This window comes from Myxococcus sp. CA005 (genome assembly GCF_006518205.1).
GTDB classification, from domain to species: Bacteria; Myxococcota; Myxococcia; order Myxococcales; family Myxococcaceae; genus Myxococcus; species Myxococcus xanthus.
Genome location: NZ_SRLV01000028.1, coordinates 24,693 through 42,902, shown reverse-complemented (window position 1 = coordinate 42,902; position 18,210 = coordinate 24,693). Strand labels below are relative to the sequence as shown.

Annotated in this window: 16 protein-coding genes; 8 read left to right on the top strand and 8 right to left on the bottom strand. The window is 70.2% G+C overall.

Annotated elements, in window-relative coordinates; genetic code table 11:
• The first annotated feature begins 122 nt into the window (after positions 1-122).
• Genes FMQ63_RS14870 through FMQ63_RS14850 form a run of 5 tightly spaced genes read left to right on the top strand, consistent with a single transcriptional unit; the run spans position 123 to position 7,095 of the window.
• Positions 123-698 carry an RNA polymerase sigma factor gene (locus FMQ63_RS14870; protein WP_026114018.1) on the top strand — a complete coding sequence of 192 codons (576 nt, stop codon included), beginning with the start codon at positions 123-125 and terminating at the stop codon, positions 696-698.
• A 6-nt stretch (positions 699-704) separates the two neighbouring features.
• Positions 705-1,520 carry a hypothetical protein gene (locus tag FMQ63_RS14865; protein ID WP_216609028.1) on the top strand — a complete coding sequence of 272 codons (816 nt, stop codon included), beginning with the start codon at positions 705-707 and terminating at the stop codon, positions 1,518-1,520.
• Positions 1,521-1,530: 10 nt separating this feature from the next.
• Positions 1,531-3,177, top strand: coding sequence for a caspase family protein (locus FMQ63_RS14860; protein ID WP_011554929.1), 1,647 nt, complete (start codon positions 1,531-1,533; stop codon positions 3,175-3,177).
• A complete protein-coding gene (locus FMQ63_RS14855) occupies positions 3,177-4,301 on the top strand; it encodes a carboxypeptidase-like regulatory domain-containing protein (protein WP_011554930.1) in 1,125 nt (374 codons plus the stop codon). The genes FMQ63_RS14860 and FMQ63_RS14855 overlap by 1 nt, the downstream gene beginning before the upstream one ends.
• A 4-nt stretch (positions 4,302-4,305) precedes the next feature.
• Complete coding sequence (locus tag FMQ63_RS14850) at positions 4,306-7,095, top strand: hypothetical protein (protein ID WP_011554931.1); 2,790 nt, start codon at positions 4,306-4,308, stop codon at positions 7,093-7,095.
• Between the two features lie 22 nt (positions 7,096-7,117).
• On the opposite strand, the gene FMQ63_RS14845 is transcribed toward FMQ63_RS14850, so the two are convergent.
• The 4 genes from FMQ63_RS14845 to FMQ63_RS14830 form a co-directional block, all read right to left on the bottom strand.
• Complete coding sequence (locus FMQ63_RS14845; protein WP_026114019.1) at positions 7,118-7,855, bottom strand: DUF2063 domain-containing protein; 738 nt, start codon at positions 7,853-7,855, stop codon at positions 7,118-7,120.
• Positions 7,852-8,697, bottom strand: a complete 846-nt coding sequence (locus FMQ63_RS14840) for a DUF692 domain-containing protein (protein ID WP_011554933.1) — start codon at positions 8,695-8,697, stop codon at positions 7,852-7,854. The genes FMQ63_RS14845 and FMQ63_RS14840 overlap by 4 nt, the downstream gene beginning before the upstream one ends.
• Positions 8,698-8,808: 111 nt before the next feature.
• Entirely contained in the window at positions 8,809-9,054 is a 246-nt protein-coding gene (locus tag FMQ63_RS14835) for a hypothetical protein (RefSeq protein WP_026114020.1), read from the bottom strand.
• Positions 9,055-9,111: 57 nt separating this feature from the next.
• The gene (locus tag FMQ63_RS14830; protein WP_011554935.1) at positions 9,112-10,791 is read right to left on the bottom strand and encodes a hypothetical protein; all 1,680 of its coding nucleotides are present in this window, start codon (positions 10,789-10,791) and stop codon (positions 9,112-9,114) included.
• A 207-nt stretch (positions 10,792-10,998) separates the two neighbouring features.
• On the opposite strand from FMQ63_RS14830, the gene FMQ63_RS14825 reads away from it, so the two are divergent.
• Together FMQ63_RS14825 and FMQ63_RS14820 are read left to right on the top strand one after the other, a co-directional pair.
• Positions 10,999-12,618: a short-chain fatty acyl-CoA regulator family protein gene (locus FMQ63_RS14825; RefSeq protein ID WP_011554936.1), complete on the top strand. Its 1,620-nt coding sequence runs from the start codon at positions 10,999-11,001 to the stop codon at positions 12,616-12,618.
• Positions 12,619-12,627: 9 nt separating this feature from the next.
• A complete protein-coding gene (locus FMQ63_RS14820; RefSeq protein ID WP_011554937.1) occupies positions 12,628-13,503 on the top strand; it encodes a tetratricopeptide repeat protein in 876 nt (291 codons plus the stop codon).
• 46 nt (positions 13,504-13,549) lie between these two features.
• Here the strand turns inward: FMQ63_RS14820 and FMQ63_RS14815 are convergent, their stop codons facing one another.
• The 3 genes from FMQ63_RS14815 to FMQ63_RS14805 all read right to left on the bottom strand — a co-directional run bounded on the left by FMQ63_RS14815 (position 13,550) and on the right by FMQ63_RS14805 (position 15,798).
• Positions 13,550-14,035 carry a hypothetical protein gene (locus tag FMQ63_RS14815; protein ID WP_011554938.1) on the bottom strand — a complete coding sequence of 162 codons (486 nt, stop codon included), beginning with the start codon at positions 14,033-14,035 and terminating at the stop codon, positions 13,550-13,552.
• Positions 14,032-14,814 carry a sulfite exporter TauE/SafE family protein gene (locus FMQ63_RS14810; RefSeq protein ID WP_011554939.1) on the bottom strand — a complete coding sequence of 261 codons (783 nt, stop codon included), beginning with the start codon at positions 14,812-14,814 and terminating at the stop codon, positions 14,032-14,034. Before FMQ63_RS14810 ends, FMQ63_RS14815 begins: the two co-directional genes overlap by 4 nt.
• Before the next feature lie 90 nt (positions 14,815-14,904).
• Positions 14,905-15,798, bottom strand: coding sequence for a hypothetical protein (locus FMQ63_RS14805; RefSeq protein WP_026114021.1), 894 nt, complete (start codon positions 15,796-15,798; stop codon positions 14,905-14,907).
• A 141-nt stretch (positions 15,799-15,939) separates the two neighbouring features.
• On the opposite strand from FMQ63_RS14805, the gene FMQ63_RS14800 reads away from it, so the two are divergent.
• Positions 15,940-17,535 carry a leucyl aminopeptidase gene (locus FMQ63_RS14800; protein ID WP_011554941.1) on the top strand — a complete coding sequence of 532 codons (1,596 nt, stop codon included), beginning with the start codon at positions 15,940-15,942 and terminating at the stop codon, positions 17,533-17,535.
• Positions 17,536-17,577: 42 nt separating this feature from the next.
• Here the strand turns inward: FMQ63_RS14800 and FMQ63_RS14795 are convergent, their stop codons facing one another.
• Positions 17,578-18,195, bottom strand: a complete 618-nt coding sequence (locus FMQ63_RS14795; protein ID WP_011554942.1) for a hypothetical protein — start codon at positions 18,193-18,195, stop codon at positions 17,578-17,580.
• Positions 18,196-18,210 lie beyond the last annotated feature (15 nt).

The window sequence follows — 18,210 nt, the reverse complement described above, 5'->3', positions numbered from 1 at the left end:
ATTCTTCCCCCCAGCGCCCCCCCGGGTGCCAGCGAGAAGAAGGTTGCCCGCTTGCTTCCATGGAGACGGTAGCGTCCACCGGCCCTGTGGCCGGCGGGCCTTTGCGAGGGTCTGGAGGACAGGTGGGTGCGTCGGAGGGACTGACGGAATGGGTGCGGCGGGCAGCGCATGGGGAGGCGTCTGCCTATAGCGAGATCTACCGGCGCACACGTCCCCTGGTGACGCGGCTGGTGGGCGGCTTCGCCCAGTTGGACTCGGATGAGGTGGAGGACGTCATCCAGGAGACCTTCGTCCGGGCGTTCCGGGCGCTCCCCCGGCTGAAGGAGCCGGGGGCCTTCGAGTCATGGCTGCTGTCCATTGCCCGAAACCGGGCCCGGACGCGGCTGGAGCGGAAGTCCAGTACCCGGCGGCTGGAGGAGGACGTGGCGGATCCGGATCCGGAATCGGTTCCCCACATTCCCGAGGCGCTTCAACTGGAGCGTGACATCGCGGTGGTGCGGCGACTCATCGCGGAGCTGCCCGAGGGCGAGGAGAAACGGACGGTGCACCTCTTCTACGTGGAGGGTGAGCTGTCCGCGCGGGAAATTGCGGAGAAGCTGGGCGTGGGAAAAAGCGCGGTGACGATGCGGCTGGAGCGGTTCCGGTCTCGAATCAAGCGCGAGCTGCTGCGGCGAGTCCTCGCCGGCCGGTGGGAGTGAGTGTTCATGAAACACCTGGACGATGGCGCACTGGGCGCCCTTTCCCGCCGAGAGCCCGAGGCCGTGGCGTACTTCGCCGCGCACCTGGCGCACCCGTGTGAAACGTGCGAGGCGTTCCTCGCCACGCACCCGGGCCCGGGCCTGCTCGACGGCCAGGTGGACTCGCTGCTGCTGGGGCTCGCTCCGACGGGCGCGTCCGCCCCGCCCCTGGATGACGTGGGTCTGGCGCGCGTGCGGCGCGCGCTGCGAGCCCATCGGCCCGCGGCCGGGCACTGGGGCCTGGTCGCCGGAGGACTCGCCGCGTGCCTGCTGGCGGTGGTGTTGCTGCCCCGCATGCGGGCGGTGGATCCGGCCAGCCAGGAAGGCTCCGCGGCGGAATGGACGGGTGAGAAGGGACGCGCACGCGTCGCCCTGGAGCTGTCGGTGGTGGCACGCGACAGCGCGGGCGTCCTGCGGCGTCTGGACCCGGGCAGCCCGGTGGAGGATTCGGATGTGTTGCTCCTGCGCTACCACGCCACCGAGGCGGGCACCGCCCTGCTCTTCGAGCAACGGCAGGGCGCGGCGCCGGAGCTGCTGGGCCACTTCCCCCTGGTCGCGGGCACCCACGACCTGCAGGGGCCGCAGGGGCTCGCGGGCGTGAGCCTCGCGGGAGAGGAAGGCCCGGTGACGCTGTGGCTGGTGGGCTCCACCGGTGCGCCGCCCGAGGCCGAGACGGTCAGTGAAATGTTGGAGGGACGAAACGGGGCAGGCCCCCAGGGTCAGGACCCACTGGCCATCATCCGGTTCGACGTGAGCGTGCGAAGCAGCCAGAATCGTCCTTGAACGGTTCCACGTGAGGCGACTCCTTCCCATCCTGCTGGCCTGCCTGGCCGCGTGCGCGACGCCCTCCTCCTCTTCTGGGGAGAAGGGCGGACTGGTCCCGCTGAAGCTCGATGAAGCGTCGCTGTCCAGCGCCTACAAGCCGCGCCGGATGGCCCTGCTGGTGGGCATCGCCTCGTTCGACGACCCGCGCTGGAAGGGGCTGCGCTACACCGTCAAGGACGCCCATGATCTGGGCGCCGCGCTGAAGGACCCCGCGCGCGGCGGGTTCGACCAGGTGCGCATGCTCACCCGCCGCGAGGAGACGACGCGCGAGGCCATCCTCGCGGCGCTCCGGCAGCTCAAGAAGGAGGCGAGCCGGCCCGACGACGTGGTGGTCGTCTACTTCTCCGCGCACGGCACGCTGGCGCGCGATGCGAAGGGCGAGCTGCGGCGCTACCTGGTCACCCGCGACGCGGCCTACCGGGACATTCCCCAGACGGCGCTGAGCATGGACACGCTGAAGGCGGAGTTCGACGGGCTGGCCAGCCGGCGCCGCATGCTGGTGCTGGCCACCTGCCACAGCGGCAGCGGCAAGTCGTTGCTGCCCAAGGAATTGAAGGCGGAGCTGGAGGGCATCAAGTCCGGCTTCTACGCCCGGCCGCTGGAGGAGTCGTCGCGCGCGTCCATGGTGTTCGCCGCCTGCGACTGGGGCGAGACGGCGCGCGAGGACGAGAGCCTGCGCAACGACATCTACACCCACTTCCTCATCGACGGCTTGAGCGGCGCGGCGGACCGCAATGGTGACGGCGCCGTCACGGCCACCGAGGCCCATGACCACGCACGCCGCCGCACCTTCGCCTTCACCGAGGGGCGGCAGCGGCCGTCGGCGGAAATCATGGAAGTGGGCGCGGACCCCGTGGTGCTCTCCGGCAGCATCACCCGGACGGGCCGCCCCGAGCTGTTCTCCTACAACCCGCGCCTGGACGGCTTCACGCTCAAGGTGGACGGCGAGGAGCGCACGGACCTGCCCGGCGGCGCGACGGTGACGCCCGGCAAGCGGACGGTGGAGCTGACCAAGGGCGACGCCGTCCTCATGCGCCGTGACGTGGAGGTGGGCCAGGGGGACCGTCTGCCCCTGGAGCGCCTGCTGGCGGAGGCCTTCCCGCGGCGCTCACTGTCGCTGCTGGGCGGCATGTTCAGCTTCGCGGATGCCCGCAGCCGCACGGAGCTGCTGCCCATGTCCCCCGAAGTCGCCCTGTCATTGCGGCTGGAGGACCAGCCGATTCAGGATTTCGGACTGCTCTTCGACGTGGCCTTCAGCACCGGAGACCGGGCCCTGAAGCTGACGCCGGACAGCGAGGTGCCCTTCCGCTACACCACCGTCTCCGCGGGCGTGGCCCTTCCCTACCTGTGGCGCTGGGAGCGGCTGACGTTGTTCGCGGGGCCGCGTGTGGCCGGTCTGCACCTCAGGCGGTCCTTTGACGTAGAGGCCGCCGTCAACGGGCAACGGTTCTTCACCGTCAGCCCCGGCGTGGTGGGCGGCATCGTGTGGCGGGTGGGTGAGCGGCTGGAGCTGATGACACAGGCCCAGTTCATGCTGACGTATGTCGTTGTGGATGGGCAGGGGCAGGCCGTGGGTTTCACGGGTGGCTGGGCCGGCGCGGGATATCGTTTCTGATGCGCTCGACGTTTCACATCGCGCTAGCCACCCTCGTGGCCTGCTGCGCCGCGGGCTGCGGCAACCTGGAGAACGACCCCTTCCGGGTGGGCACCGTGCATGGGCAGCTCACGGAGAGCGACCCCGCGGTGGCCATGGTGTCGCTGGTGGGCCAGCCCGGCGTGAGCAGCCATGTCGACGCGGACGGGCGCTTCACCCTGGAAGACGTCCCCACGGGGATGGCGGAGCTCTTCATCATCGCCACGACCGAAAAGGCCGCCCGCGTCCAGGTGCGGGTATTGGGAGGCCAGTCCGTCCAGGTGCAACCAGTGGCGCCCACGCCCGCGAGCTTCCTCGACTTGCACGTGAAGACGACCAACGGCTTCCGGCTGTCCGCGGCGGAGGCGTCCGTGGAGGGCACGCCCTTCCAGCGGCTGCTGCTGGACGCGAAGGGGCGGCTGCGCGTGGGGCCCCTTCCGGACGGCTGCTACACGGTGACGGTGACGGCCCTGGGATTTCCAGCCACCCAGGTCCAGGACTGCGCGGGCCCGGGCGAGAAGAAGGAGCTCAAGGTCGACCTGGTGCTGGACGAGTCGCTCCTCGGACAGGGCTGCCAAGAGATTGGCTGCGAGGAAGGCCTGGTGTGCGCGCCGAACAAGAAGTGCCTGGAGTGCTTCGGCAACTCGCACTGCGGCGAGGGATTGACCTGCAAGGGCAACCGCTGCGAGGGCCCCGGTCCCCAGTGCGCGCCCTGCACGGGCGACTGGCAATGCGCCGCTGGAACGCACTGCGAGGTGCTGCCCGAAGGAAGCGCCGCGTGCGCCACCCGGTGTGGCGGCGACGATGACGCCCCCCCCTCCGTCCAGGCACGGCCGAACGACGTTGGGTCGGCACAGTGCGCGCCGGGCTTCACCTGCCAGTCCGGGCGGTGCCTGCCGGATGCCGCGAACTTCGCGGGCTGCCATGCCCTGCGGCGGATGGACGCGCCCTGCACCGACGACGCGAGCTGCCACGAGTTGGGACTGCTCGAAGGGCGCTGTGTCAGCGGGGCCTGCACGGCGCCCTGCGCAACGGACCTCGACTGCCCGGGCAGCCGGCGGTGCGTGGATTCATCGGCGGGCCCCATCTGCCAGGCCGGGACGTGACCCCGTGGCGAGCCAAGGCCCCCCTCGGCTCCGCCTCGTCCTGGTCCCCCTGTACGCCGCCACGTTGTGGGGCTGTGAGCCAGCTCCCCGCCCTCCTTCAGCGGCTCACAACACGCCTCCCCGGCTCGAAGTCAGCCCCACCCTGGACATCATCCCGCTGCGCGTGGGCCAGGCCATGGAGTTCGCGGCCACCGTCGAGGATGCGGAGGAAGGCGCAGCGTTGGGCGCCAACGTGCTGTGGGTGTCCTCCGTCGAAGGGCAACTGGCCCGCGGCGCGCGCGCCACCCTCGCCTTCCGCGAACCAGGAGCGCAGCGGCTGACCGCCTCGGTGGTGGACGCCGGTGGACTGGCCGCGAGCGCGTCACTCCACCTGAACGTCCTCGCGCCGGGGGCTCCCGTGGCCACCGTGCTGCGCCCCGCGCCGGGCAGCACCTTCAACCTCGGCGAGGTGCTGGGCCTGGAGTGCATGGCGATGACGGAGCGTGGCGTGCGGCTCCAGGGACGCGCGGTGCAGTGGACGTCCGCGCTGTCCGGGCCACTGCCTGCCGGCGACGTGGTGCGGGCGACCTTGTCCGTGGCCGGCGAGGACACCCTCCGTTGCACCGCGGAGGACTCCGCCACGAAGGTCTCCGCCACCGCCGAAGTGCGCGTCACCGTCCGCGCCACGCGCGCCCCCAGCGTGCGCATCCTCCAGCCCGAGCCCACGGAGATCTTCGTGAAGCAAGGCGAGGCCCCGCCCCACGGCGCCTCCGTCCGATTCGCGGCCACCGCCCAGGACTTTCACGCCGAGGGGGGCGCAGGCAACCTGGACGGCGCGGTGGAGTGGAGCCTGGCGCCCTCCGGGCATCCGCTGGGCCGAGGCCCGGTCCTGACACACGCCTTCACCACGCCCGGCGTCTACACGGTGAGGGCGCGGGTGGTGGATGGGCGCGGCAACACCGCCTCGGACCGCGTGCGGGTGCGGCTGGTCACCAACCTTCCGCCCCGGTGCGAGCTGGAGCTCCCCACGACCGAGAACCCACGCGTGCTCGTGGGCGTCCCCAGCCGGCTGCGGGCCCGCTGCGTGGATCCAGAGACGGAGCAACCGGTGGAGCCCATCTGGACCACCAGCGCCGAGCCCACGCCCCTGGGCACGGGTGAAGCCGTGAGCGCCGTGCTGTCCGTGGCCGGTGCGCAGGTGGTGTCCGCGTGCGCCGAGGACCCAGAGGACACCGCGTTGCGCGGCTGCGTGGAGCGGCCGGTGCGCGCCATCATCAACACGCCGCCCACGGGCTGCTCCATCCAGGCACCGCTTCCGGATGCGGTGGTGAACGCGGGTGTGCCGCTGACGCTCACGGGTTCGGCGTCGGACGCGGAGGATGCGCGGACGGGCCTGCGCTACACATGGGTGTCCTCGCGGGACGGCGCACTGGCCCAGGGTCCGAGCACGCACACCGTCCGCCTGTCCACGCCCGGCCACCACGTGCTGACGCTCACCGCGACGGACCCGTGGGGACTGGCCTGCGCGGCGGCCGTGGCCGTCACCGTGAACGGCGCGCCCGACGTGCGGGTGGAGAGCGTGATGCAAGGACTGCTGGATTGCGGCAGAGGCCCATGCGTGGAGGGGCAACCCGTGGTCCTCACCGGCTTCGCGAGGCCCGCGGCCCCCCAGGGCCACATCGCGGAGCTGGCGTGGCTGGACAACCTGGCGGGGAGCCTCTTGCCGGTCGCGCTGCCGCTGCCCACCGCCACCCTCGCCTTCCCCCTCGCCGGTCGCCACACGACGGTGCTGGCCGCCACCGACCAGGACGGCGCGGTGAGCCGCGCGGCGACGTCCTTCACGGTGCTGCCGCTGGGACGCGCGCGGTTGATGGAGGACGTCCCGGACGCGCAGCGGCCCGTGGTGGCCCTGGCACTCACCCCGGACGGGCTCCGCTACGCGGATGGCGCCTCTCCCCGGGTATATGCGGAACGCGCGTCCACGACGGTGCTGGACGTGAACGCCCCGGCCCTGTCGCTCCATGCGTTTCAAGGTGGAGGCGACAACGTGCTCTTCGTGGGCACCGACGGCGGCGGCGTGCTCCGGTGCGTCCAGCGCACCTGCACCCGGCACACGGGCGCCATGCTGGGGGCCACGGGCGCGGCGGTGTCCGCGGTGGCCGCATGGGAATCCCCGGACGTGCTGCTGCTGGGCACCCGCCGGGGCCTGGTCCTCACACGCGCGAGCGACCCCGCCTCCGGAGGACGCGCGGGCACCGTGGGAGGCCGCCGCCTGCTGGAGGGACGCGAGGTGCGCCAGCTCGCCATCTCCCCGGACTCCAGCCCGGAACGCGTGACGGCCTGGGCGGCCACGTCGGGCGGTCTGGCGGAAATCACTCTTTGGGCGGACGACGACTTCGAGCCCGGACTCGCCGAAGTCTCTGTGCGGCTTCACGCTCCGCCGGCCATCCCCGATGACGACGTCCTCTCCGTGGCCGTGGGGCCGGAGGGCCAGGTGTTCGCCGGCACGAGAAAGGGCTTCAGCGCGCTGGGACAACCCGGTCCCGCGCTGCGCGACGCGCCCTGGAGACTGCAGGACGAGGAGATTCGCACGCTCCACTTCGAACGGCAGGCCGTGGACGCGCGCACGCGAGACATCCTCTGGGCCGGCACGAAGAACGGGCTGGTGCGTTATGACGTGTCAGCAGACATCGCCACCCACTTCGGAACGGAAGAGGGCTTGCCGGACCCGGACGTGAGCGCCCTGCTGGTGGCTCCGGGAGGACCGCGCTACGTGGGCACGGCGCGAGGCCTGGTGACGTACCCCTGGCACTGAGCACCCAGACAGCGCGGGCCCTTCATCCCCCGTCGCTGTCGTCCGGGAGGAGCACCAGTCCGTCGCGGCCGAAGCGCGTCACCGTCGCGCGCAGGTCGGCTTCCGCCATGCCCGTGGCCGCCACCACGTCCGCCAGGGCCAGCCCTTCCACCGCCATCTTCAGCACCAGCAGCGCCGGTGGCGTAGCGGCCATGTAGAGCGTCTTCAACTGCTCCGGATGGCGCCACAGCAGCGCCAGCTCCGCGCCTGCCTCCGGTGACGTCGCGGCGCCTCGGGCCCGCACGTACGCGCAGAGGTGGAAGTCGTGCTCCAGCACCACCAGGGTGGGGTTGGCCATCAGCCGCTCCACGCGTTCGGGCGAAGGCTCCAGGGACGCGAACACCGCGAAGTCGGTCCACTCGAAGCGGGCCAGGGCGGGCACGAAGGGCGCCAACCCCCGCGAGGCCGCCGCGTCCGCGAGGAACGCGGGAAAGCCTTCGCACAGGTGGTTGAGCTCATGGTGCCGAGCGGGCCGCGTCCGCGTGAAGGCCACCACCAGGTCGTCCCATGCGTCCTGCCCCAGGGCCTGGCGCGTCAGCGGAAAGACCTTGTCCAGCGCGGAGCGCACATGGCCGAGCACGAATCCGCCGTAGAGCGACACCCGCTCGCGCGGCGCCTCCCATCCCGGGTGCCTCGCGTACAGCGCGGCCAGTGACTCCGGGCCGGGCTCGGCGAGGTAGTCCCCCATGCTGTCGAAGAAGTCGCGCAGGGACGGCTTCATGGGCCGGCGACCTCCCGCAGCGATGCTCGCGCAATGTCCGCCTCGTCCAGCACCGCGTCCAGGGAAGGGAGGTCCTGGTCCCACTCGACGAGCGTCGCCACCGGGCCGGTGCGCGCCAGCACGTAGCGGTAGAGCGACCACACGTCATCGCAGACGCGGTCGCCATGCGTGTCGACGATGACGTCCGGGTAGCAGGTGTGGCCGGCCAGGTGAATCTGCACCACGCGCTCCAGCGGCAGGGCATCCACGAAGGCCCGCGCGTCGTAGCCATGGTTGCGCGCGTTGACGTAGACGTTGTTCACGTCCAGCAGCAGTCCACAGTCCGCCTGCTCCACGACGCGGCGGAGGAAGTCCGCCTCCCGCAACGTGCCGCCGGGCATCCGCGCGTAGTAGCTGGGATTCTCCAGCAGGAAGGGACGGCCCACCCGGTCCATCACCTCGCGCACGCGGGGCACCACGTGCTCGACAGCGGCCTCGCTGAACGGCAGCGGCAACAAGTCGTGCAGGTACACGCCGTCCAGCCGCGAAAAGCAGAGGTGGTCGGAGAAGAAGGGCGCGTCCACCCGCTTCACCAGCGCCGCCAGTCCCCGGACATAGTCGTCGTCCAGCGCGTCCGGGCCGCCGATGTTCAACCCCACGCCGTGGGGCAACACGGGCCACCGCTCCGCACATGCGTCCAACGCGCGCTGCGAGCGCCCACCCAGCGACAGGAAGTTCTCCGGGATGATCTCCACCCAGTCGAGCGTCCGTTCGGTGCGCGGCAGCTCCGCATAGAAGCGCCTGCGCAGCCCGATGCCCGCGCCCAGCGGCTTCAGCCCATGTCGCTGTGCGTACGTCACCACGGCAGAAGCCCTCTCGAAGCGTGGGAAACAACCCGGGCGGCGGCGCTGCTCAACCGCCCGGCAACGAGGGCCCAGCCTTCACCAGGCCCTCGGGACTTCCGTCCGGCGGAACTACTCCTTCTTCTGGCCGCCGCAGGAGCCGGAGCCGCACGAGCCGGCGCCACAGCTGCCCTCGGCGCCCTTCTCCTCGGTCGCGGCCGGAGCGGCCTCCTGCGACTCCGTGGCGCCGCTGCTCTCCGCGCCAGTCTCCTCGGCCGTGGCGGGCTCCATCTCCGCCGCCTTCTTGGTCGCACAACCCGTGGCCAGCGCGGCCAGGGACAGGGTGCCGACAACCGCTGCAAGCGCCTTGACGTTCATGGATGAGACTTCCTTTCGGTACTGCGTGGGGGTGTTGTGTGGAGGTCGCGGTTGCATTCAGGGTGTTTCGCCGTGGCTGCGCCGACCGACCACCGAATCACGCAACAGACTGTCTCGAGCGGGTACCAGCGAGACGCCGTTGGGTCCTTCCTGGACACCCAGCGCTTCTAGCAGACCGGCCTGCTCCGCAAAAGCAGGCCGCGGCAAGTGCCGCTCCAGCAGAGCATTGAACAGCGGCTGTCCCGCGACGGCATCCACCGCGGCCCCGAATGCCCCGAAGGTCGAGGAACTGCCGCGAGCCGCGAGCAACTCCAGCACGTCATCCAGCCCGCGCGTGTTTCCAGTGATACGGCGCAATTCCACATCCAGATGCAACGCGAAGAGCGCTCCCGTCCAATAGACAGCGAGCGAAAAGCTGTCTTGAGACACGGCCTCCTGCATGGTTCGCGTGTCATTGCCCTCGAGCCCCCGAGCAAAGCCGCCCAGCAGTTCCTCCCAGGCGCGCCGCGAGTCCTGCCGTCCGGAGCGCGCACGCGCGACCTCCGTGTAGTAGGTGGCCAGCCCCTCCGACAGCCACGGCACGCGGGGCACGAAGACAGGATGGGTCAGGTGCAGCATCTCGTGGACGGCCACCCAGTCCCGCGCGAAGTCCTCCGGCCGCGCCTCCTGCCCCACGCTGATGGAGATGCTGGGCGGCGAACTCCAGCGCACCATGCCGAAGACGCTGGGCCCCTGATGCCCGGGCGCGGGGATGACCCGCACGGTGATGCGGGGATGCGGGAAGGCGCGCCGCACGGTGCGGACTTCCTCCGCGGCCTTGCCCAACCAGGTGCAGACGGCCGCGTCGCTCAGGTGCGTGAAGTGTCCCAGGATGGCCACGTCCAGCACCGCGTCCGGCAGACGCACCTGACACCGGCGGCCGCCGAAGCCGTGGAAGCCCGAGTCCACCAGGTCCTCGCCGCGCAGCCGGTACACGCCATTCTCCCCGGGCTGCCACGGCAGCAATGCATCGGTGCCCACCAGCGACAGCTCCACGCGAAGGCCCGGCTTCACCACCCGCGGCCGGATGAGGTACGCGCGGCCCGCGACGTGCCGCGCATCGCCGTCTCCGGAGCCCTGGAAGAAGTCCGGACCGCGCTCGCGAATGGAGGCGTCCAGCGCGTAGCGGTAGCGCAAGAAGCGCGTCCCCCGTGGCAGCAGGACGCGGCCCTCCTGGACGGGCAACGTCTGGACGCCCCCATCCTCCCGGTGCGCGGACACCGTCGTCACGGCGCCCGGCTGGCTGAAGAGGAACTCGCGCGGCGTGCCTCGCACCAGCACCACCTCCACGTCCACCACGTGCTCGGGCTCGCGCACGTAGGTGAGGTTGTAGCGCAGCGCCGCCGCATCCTCCCTGGGGTGGTGGCGCAGCGGCGTCTGACACGACATCAGCGACAGGCCGAGCAGGATGACGGAGGCGGCCCGGGCACACATGCGCAGCGGTGCCCTGCTCCACCTTCGCGGCCAGCCATGCCCACCATCCATACGCGGCGAAGGTTCGCCCATGACGCGCCGGAGGTGAATCGTCCCCTGGCAGCGGGCGCCCCGCTCAGCCCCCACCTTCGATCGCACCCGAGCCCCGGGCTGTTCTTGTAAACCGGCGTTTTTCACTTTACCGAAACGCGACCCGACCATGCCGCAATGCATCAGTAAATGCTTGACAAGGTGCTGTAGAGAGCGCGGCGACAGGTTCCCCACACGCCTAAAATGGAAGTGATTTCATGAGGTTGAGTGCCCGGGCACGCTGCTTCCGACCACGGTTCAGCCGGTCCGTCGCAGGGTCGACAGGGGTCCTCGTGGATGAAAAGGATCATTGCAAATCGGTAAATCGATTTGCAGAGTGGGTAAAGAGCCCGAGGCGCGCGCGGCCATTCGCGATCGCCGAAGGCATCAACGCACCCGGCCATGAACGACAACGCACTGAACGCCAACGTGGGCCTGAAGCTTCGGGGACTGCGCCTTGCACGGAACATCAAGCAGGCGGACGCAGCCAAGGACCTGGGCGTTTCCCCCGCGTACCTGAACCTCATCGAGAAGGGTAAGCGGGTGATGCCCTTCCCCCTGCTCTGGAAGGCCCTGCGCTACTTCGACCAGGACCCCGAGCAGTTCATGTCCACGCTGGGCGAAGGCCGCGTGGACGAAGCGCTCGCGAAGCTGCTGGACGAGCCGCTCCTCAAGAGCCTCGACATCGACCCGGAGTCGCTCCAGTCCCTCTCCGCGGAGCCGAAGCTCGCGGGCACGGTGGCGGCGCTCTTCAACCTCTACAAGAACACCCGCACGCAGTTGGAGAACGTGCTGGCACAGCTCAACGTCGAGGAGCGCACGCGTGCCCAGGGCGGCCCGGGCAACGGCACCTCGCCCGGCGTGCGCTTCGACTACTCGCCCTTCGACGAGGTCAGCGACTTCCTGGAGAAGCACCGCAACTACTTCCCGGAGCTGGAAGAGCAGGCGGACGCGCTGCGCCGCGACGTGCGGCTGGAGCGGCAGATCACCAGCGGTCAGCTCATCCGGCTCCTGGAGGAGCGCTTCGGCTACCGCGTCCTCTTCGACGACCCGTCCCCCTCCGGCTCGTCCGTGGTGCGGCGGTTGGACCCGGAGGAGCGGACGCTGACGCTGTCGCCCTTCCTCACCGAACAGCCGCTGAAGTTCCAGATTGCCGCGTCCATTGGCCTGCTGGTGATGGACCGAGAGAAGCTGCTGGAGCGCGTGCTGGACGCGGGCCGCATGCGCCACGGCGAGACGCAGCGGCTCATCAAGGTGAACCTGGCCAACTACTTCGCCGGCGCGCTGATGCTGCCCTACGGGGACTTCTTCAAGGAGGTCCAGCGCACGCGCTACGACGTGGAGTTGCTGTCGAGCATCTTCGGTTCCACCTACGAGACGGTGGCCCACCGCCTGTGCAACCTGTCGGACCCGAAGCGCCCCGGGCTTCCGTTCCACTTCCTGCGCGCGGACATCGCCGGCAACATCTCCAAGCGATACAGCGGCACCGGCATCCGCTTCGCCTCCGGCGGCGGAAGTTGCGCCAAGTGGGCCGTGCACCTGGCCTTCCTCAACCCGTCCCAGCTGACGCGGCAGTACTCCATCATGCCGGACGGCACCGCCTATTTCTGCTTCGCCAAGGTGCAGCTCCAGCCGATTGAGGGTTCCATCGTCAAGGGCACCGCGTACTCCATCGGCCTGGGCACCCACGCGGAGAACGCCAAGTACCTGGCCTACGGCCTGCCCACGACGGACCTGCGCAAGGACGCCATTCCGTCCGGCATCTCCTGCCGCTTCTGCGAGCGCACCGACTGCAACCAGCGCGCGGCGGCCAGCTACCGTTTCGCCTTCGCCTTCGACGAGTACACGAAGAAGGACTGCTTCTTCTCCCCCATCCTCGTCCACGAAAAGGCCGATAAGGCGGAGAAGGACCGGCACCCGGGCGCCCATTCCCTGGCCGTGGCCGCCAACGGGACTGACGGGAGCGAGAAGGACGATTCGTTGGACAAGACCTCCCGCCGCCGCAAGGGTGGCGACGCCTGAGGCCCCCCCATGCACCACCCGCCCGAAGACACCCAACGCACCCACATCCTCGACGCCATCCAGAAGCAGAAGAACGCGCTGGCGCCGCTGCGCATCACCGGCTCGCCCACCGAGGTGGGACAGGGTCTGGTGAACCTGGCCGAGCTGCACGGTCTGCTGGAGGACCACGCCGCCAGCCGGCAATTCTACGAAGAGGCGCTCGAGAAGTTCCAGGAGGCCAAGTACAAGCCCGGCCAGGCGCAGGCCCTGATGGGGCTGGGCGTGGTGAAGGCGAACTTCGAGGACCACCGCGGCGCCATCGAGCAGATTGCCCGCGCCGCCATGCTCTTCAACGAGTCCAAGGACCGTGAGGGCGAGGCCCTGGCCCGCGCCTGCATCGGCGAATCCCTGCGCTCGCTGGGCCAGCCGGAGGCCGCCGAGGAGAAGTACCAGGAGGCGCTCATCCTCCTGCGCCAGACGCGAAACACGGAGCGGGTGGCGCGGCTGCTCATCGACATCGGCGACATCCGCATGGAGAAGGGCGACTACGAGCCCGCGCGCAAGCGCTTCCTGGAGGCCGTGCCCCTGCTGGAGCAGGGCGAGGACCCGGAGGCGCTCGCACTGGGCCACCTGCTGCTGGGCGAGTCCGAGGGGCTCCTCGGCAACCACGAAGGTGCGCGCCCGCACCTGCTCCGCGCGGTGGAGCTGTACCAGGAGGTGCACGACCACGCGTATGAGGCCCGCGCCCGCTGGGACTTGGGCCTGTCCTGCTACTACCAGCAGGACTTCGCGGCGGCCCGCAAGCAGTTCGAGACGCTGATTCCGCTCTACGGGGATCTGGGTCAGACGGGCGAAGTGGCCAAGGTCCAGAACATCCTGGCCCACTTCACCGCGCGCGGCGTGTGAGCGCTCCTCCCTGACACCGGGGAGAGCGCCGTCACACGCGCTCTTCCTAGGCTTGGATGCCGGCGCCCACCGCGATGGCGAGCAGCCCCAGCACGCCCACGGCCATCGCCATGTAGCGCCACTCACCCCTCAGGCCCAACAGCGTGCCCGCCACCGCGAGCCGCGCCACGGGCGTCACCAACAGCAGTGACGCGGCGCCCTTTCGCAATAAGTCGATGGCGACGTGCACGCGCTCGGATTGGGGCATGGCCTCCAGCCCCAGCGACAGGACGAACATTCCGCCGCTGACCACCGCGCCGACGCGCAGCACCCGCGCAATCCACCGGTCGCCCACCACCGCGCGCTCACGGTGACGATGCCGCACGTGCTCCGCCGCCCCCGCGTCCGGTTGCGCCATGGGCGCTCCGTCCATGGGGGGCGTCAGCGACGCGACCCCTCCCGTGACTGCCACGTTGCGCGCGACAGCGGGATGCTCCGCTGTCACCGCCGACACGGAAGCACATGCCGCGCGCGCTTCCTCGGGTTCACTCACTTCAGGATGCTCGGCCACAATCCCTCCCCTCCCTTCCACAGCATCTGTCCCGCGACCACCAACAACACCACCGCGAACAAACGCTTGAGCACCGCCGTGGGCACCCTCGGCATCAGCCGACTGCCCACATATGCGCCTCCCAGGACACCCACCACCAACGGTGACACCAGCGCCAGTTTCAGATGGCCCCTCAACGCGTACGCGGCAACGCTCGCGGCGCCCGTGACGCCAATCATCAGGTTGCTCGTCGCGCTGGCCACCTTGAACGGCACGTGCATGCCGTACGCCATCAGCGGCACCTTGAGCGGTCCTCCGCCCACCCCCAACAGCGAGGACAGTCCACCGGCCACGAAGGAGCCGGAGATGCCCAGCGGGTAGTTGGCGGGCGCGTAGTCGTCCATCGCGGCGGGCTCCTGGCGCGGCGAACGCAGCAGCAACATCTGCAGCGCCACGTAGAGCGTGAAGAGCCCGAACACCACCGCCACCATCGCCGGCGCCACCATGGCGGCCACCATGCCGCCAGCGATGGCGCCCATCACCGTCGCCAGCTCCAGCGACAGCCCCAGGCGGATGTCACTCAGGTGTTTGTGCACATAGCCCGCGGCGGCGGAGCACGAGCTGGCCACCACGCACATGAGGCTCGCGGGGATGGCTTGCTCCACAGGAATGTCGAACCCCAGCACCAGCGCGGGCACCAGGACGATTCCGCCTCCGATGCCGAGCATCGCACCCAAGGTACCCGCGAGTGCGCCCACCGCGATGAGGAGTAGGACTGTCATTCCTCTTCGAGGATAGGAGCGGCTTCGCGCTTCGGACAGCGCCATTCCCCGAGGGAAACCGGGCTCGCCAGGACGCCTGCTCTGCAGGTGTCACGCCGCCCGAGCGCCCAGCGTCCCTTCGGGGAAGGCCTCCAGGAAGCGGGCTCGCGTACGGGGCGTGAAGGTGCCCCTCGCCATGTAGCCGTGCAACCGACGCAGGACGCTACGCGCCGTGTCCAGCGTGCCTTCCACCTCCGCGGCGAAGTCGAACGTGTCGTTGCGGTACAGCTCCTGAAACGACAGCCGCGCATACGCGGGCAACGCGCGCGCCCTGCCCATGGGACTTGAAAGGAAGAGACCGGAGACGTACAGGCCGCGCACCCAGCCATCGACCTCCGACTTGCTGGGCGCCTGGCCCACACGCTCCTGTGAGGACAAACGGACCAGCTCGTAGAGGCCGCCGCCAATGCCCCGCCACGGGAAGCCCAGGCTCTTCACCACCTGACACTTCTCCCGCACCCGCGGCGTGCCGAGCAGCTCCATGCCGTGCAGCTCGCGCAGATAGAAGAGCGTCTGCGCCCATTCGATGTCGCGGTGCGCCTCCAGGGCACGCTCACCGCGGCGGCGGTGTCGCACCACCAACCTGTCCACCACCGGATACAGACGGCGGTCCAGGCACAGGTGCGTGAAGTAACCCGCGAGCACCGCGAGGCCAGGCTCCGTGCCCACCAACGCGCCGGAGGCCACCAGCTCCGCCATCTTCAGCCCGAAGCCCACCGGGGCGCGCTCATGGTACAGCCGCGCGAAGTGCGGCAGCTCCCGCTCGGGCAGGAAGGCGGCGAGCCCACCCCGGATGCCTTCGCACAACGGGAGGTCTGGCAGCGCGGCGCCGAAGCGCGCATACGGCAGGTCCTCCGACAACGCACGCACCCAATCCGCCGGCAGCTCGCCCGGGTTGGCGGCCATCCGTTCAATGGCGGTCAGATGCATCAGCAGCGTGGGCATTCCCCACACTGCTACCCAGTGCAACGAAGCAATGCAATGCTCGAATGAAATCCAACGCTTTGCGTGTAACAGGGCGGGCGTTACAGTCCGCGCCCTTTCCACCAGCCCAAGCCTTTTCACTGTTCAGGAGTTCCACGGCCCATGAACTTCAGCTTCGTCTCCGGCGATGCCACACGGACGAGCGGCGACCTGCTCGTCATTCCCCTCTTCGAGGGCGAGCTGGGAGACAGCGCCCCGTCCTCCCTCTCCTCGGCGGATGGCGCCCTGGAAGGACGCCTGCGCGGCGCCGCCACCCAGGAGGGCTTCAAGGGACGCGCGGACCAGAGCCTGGTGATGCACACCCTGGGGCGCACGTCGTCCGAGCGCGTGCTGCTGCTGGGCCTGGGAAACCGCGCCCGCTTCCACCCGGAAGTGCTGCGGCTGGCCGCCGGCCGCGCCGCGAAGACGGCGCAGCGGCTCAAGGTCACCTCGGTGGCGTTCGCCCTGCCGGCCACCGAGTCCACGCAGGACGCGGTGCGCGCCGTGGTGGAAGGCGTGGCGCTGGGCGTCTACCGCTTCGACAAGTACAAGTCCTCCGCGCGCGAGGAGAAGAAGGGCGCCGCGAAGCTGGGCAAGGTGTCCCTGCTGCTCCCCGAGGGCACGGAGCGCACGCGCGAGCTCGATGCCGCGCTGACGCTGGCGCAGCGCGTCGCGGAGGCGACCAACTGGGCCCGTGACCTCGTCAACGAGCCGCCCAACGCGGTGACGCCCACGGTGCTGGCCGAGGCCGCGCGTCAGGCCGCGAAGGAAGGCGGGCTGAAGGCCACCATCGGCGGCCGCCGCGACATCGAGAAGCTCGACATGGGCATGTTCCTCGGCGTCACCGCGGGGAGCACCGAGGAGCCTCGCCTCATCCACCTGACGTACATGCCCAAGAACGCGCGCGACGCCAAACAGCCGCCGCTGGCGCTGGTGGGCAAGGCCGTCACCTTCGACTCGGGCGGCCTGTCGCTCAAGCCGACGGACGGCATGGTGGACATGAAGACGGACATGGCGGGCTCGGCCGCGGTGCTGGGCGCCATGAAGGTCATCGCCGCGCTCAAGCCGCCCTTCCCCGTGCACGCCTTCATCGGCGCGTGCGAGAACATGCCGGCCGGCAACGCCTACAAGCCGGGTGACATCCTCACCTCGCGCCTGGGCAAGACGGTGGAGATCACCAACACGGACGCGGAAGGCCGCCTGGTGCTGGGCGACATCCTGACGTGGGCCACCGAGCACAAGCCGGCCGCCATCATCGACCTGGCCACGCTCACGGGCGCCTGCATCGTCGCGCTGGGCAACTACATCGTCGGCGCCTTCGGCGACCACGAGGAGACGGTGACGCAGGTGCTCCAGGCCGCGCGCACCGCGGGCGAGGAGATGTGGCGCATGCCCATCAGCGACATGCAGAAGGACGCCCTGCGCTCCGAGGTCGCCGACATGAAGAACTCCGGCGAGCGCTGGGGTGGCTCCATCAACGCCGCCATCTTCCTCCGCGAGTTCGTGGGCGAGACGCCGTGGGTGCACCTGGACATCGCGGGTCCGGCGAGCAGCCCCAAGGAGCGTGGCTACCTGAGCAAGGGCGGCACCGGCGTGGGCGTGCGCACCCTGGTGGAGTACGTCCGCCTGCGCGCGCAGACGCAGGACACCGCGCCCGCAGAAGCAGCGCCCGAGGCCAAGGCCAGCAAGGCCAAGCCGGCCCGGAAGCGCGCGAAGTAGCTCGGCTTCCAGCCAGAGGGCGTCCCTGATGAAGGGGCGCCCTCAGCGCTGGGGCACCTTCCACGCCGTCGCCGGCCCCGCAAGCGGGCGGACGCCCTGGATGAGCGCATCCACGCTCTGGGGCACGTCCGCCGCGGCCTGCGCCGGCCAGGTGGCCAGCATCATCAACACGCGCCCGGGGATGCCTTCACGCACGGCCACCTTGCCGTGCACGCCATCCCCCACCTGGAAATCGAAGCCCACCGCGGTGTCCGACAGCGGAATGGGCGCCGGGTCCGTGGTGGTGAAGCCCGGGTGCTGGCGGAGCCCTTCAGTGAGCCGCTCCGCGAACTGCGTGGGAGAGGCCACCGCGGGCGCCACCTGCAACACCACCTGCGCTCCGGAGACGTTGTGGCGGAGGATGACGGGAATGGCGAGCCCCTCCGGCGTGCGCTCATTCGTCTCGTCCAACTGCCAGTCCGCCGTGGGCCGGATGATTTCGAAGCCCAGGTCCTCGTCCACGTAGCGGCGCGTCGTCGAGCGGCTGTCCTCGCTCGCCGCCTCCGCTGATGGGGCGGGCCCGGAGCCGCCGGTCCCCGCGTGCTTCACCGCTTGGCGAGCGCCACTGCAGGCCGCCGTCAGCGCCAGGAGTCCCCACACCCACTTCCGAATCGCGACCATGCCCGCTCCCCGCCC

Bases quoted from the DNA above. Each gene is read 5' to 3' on its own strand.
- FMQ63_RS14810 (WP_011554939.1), bottom strand. From the start codon at position 14,814: ATGACAGTCCTACTCCTCATCGCGGTGGGCGCACTCGCGGGTACCTTG.
- FMQ63_RS14820 (WP_011554937.1), top strand. From the start codon at position 12,628: ATGCACCACCCGCCCGAAGACACCCAACGCACCCACATCCTCGACGCC.
- FMQ63_RS14865 (WP_216609028.1), top strand. From the start codon at position 705: ATGAAACACCTGGACGATGGCGCACTGGGCGCCCTTTCCCGCCGAGAG.
- FMQ63_RS14845 (WP_026114019.1), bottom strand. From the start codon at position 7,855: ATGAAGCCGTCCCTGCGCGACTTCTTCGACAGCATGGGGGACTACCTC.
- FMQ63_RS14800 (WP_011554941.1), top strand. From the start codon at position 15,940: ATGAACTTCAGCTTCGTCTCCGGCGATGCCACACGGACGAGCGGCGAC.
- FMQ63_RS14825 (WP_011554936.1), top strand. From the start codon at position 10,999: ATGAACGACAACGCACTGAACGCCAACGTGGGCCTGAAGCTTCGGGGA.
- FMQ63_RS14855 (WP_011554930.1), top strand. From the start codon at position 3,177: ATGCGCTCGACGTTTCACATCGCGCTAGCCACCCTCGTGGCCTGCTGC.
- FMQ63_RS14805 (WP_026114021.1), bottom strand. From the start codon at position 15,798: ATGCCCACGCTGCTGATGCATCTGACCGCCATTGAACGGATGGCCGCC.
- FMQ63_RS14795 (WP_011554942.1), bottom strand. From the start codon at position 18,195: ATGGTCGCGATTCGGAAGTGGGTGTGGGGACTCCTGGCGCTGACGGCG.
- FMQ63_RS14835 (WP_026114020.1), bottom strand. From the start codon at position 9,054: ATGAACGTCAAGGCGCTTGCAGCGGTTGTCGGCACCCTGTCCCTGGCC.